This window comes from Zavarzinella formosa DSM 19928 (genome assembly GCF_000255705.1).
In the GTDB taxonomy this organism is placed as follows: Bacteria; Planctomycetota; Planctomycetia; order Gemmatales; family Gemmataceae; genus Zavarzinella; species Zavarzinella formosa.
In genome coordinates this window covers 1-509 of record NZ_AIAB01000594.1, presented here as the reverse complement: position 1 = coordinate 509, position 509 = coordinate 1, and the positions used below count along the sequence as shown (strand labels likewise).

At 62.9% G+C, this 509-nt stretch carries 1 pseudogene; it reads left to right on the top strand.

Going from position 1 to position 509, the window contains the following annotated elements:
- Positions 1–114 precede the first annotated feature (114 nt).
- Positions 115–509: pseudogene (locus BGIM_RS48030) on the top strand (hypothetical protein); the annotation flags it as partial.

The window sequence follows — 509 nt, the reverse complement described above, 5'->3', positions numbered from 1 at the left end:
ACGGCCGGCACATTCCCCGGCAACGTGCGTTGCAACAACGCGACCATCTCCAGCGTCACCAATATTTTCGCCAGCACAACGGCGGCATTTACGGCTTCGTCCGGCAGTGGCATATTGGCCGATGTCGCAGTCGGTGACCGGATCAAGCTTTACACCAAGCCAACGACATCCGGCGGGTTGGCCAATGCCGCTAATTTTGTGGTCACGGCGGCGACCAACAACACGACCTATTACACGATTGGCGTGACTTACCTCGGAAGCTTCGGGTCCATCTGGTCGAACGGCGATCCCGTCACGCTGGACATTGCCAAGCGCGGGCCGACAGGTCCCACAGGAGCCACGGGGGCGACCGGACCGGCACCGGCCGGGACAGGCTACACGCACGTCACCGGTGGGGTTCTTGACCCGGTGGTTTCCACGGCCGCATTGAAGACGGACCTCGGGCTCGGGACGGTGTCCGCTCTGGCCAGTGACACGGACACTTCGCTGACGGCCAACAGCGACTTGCG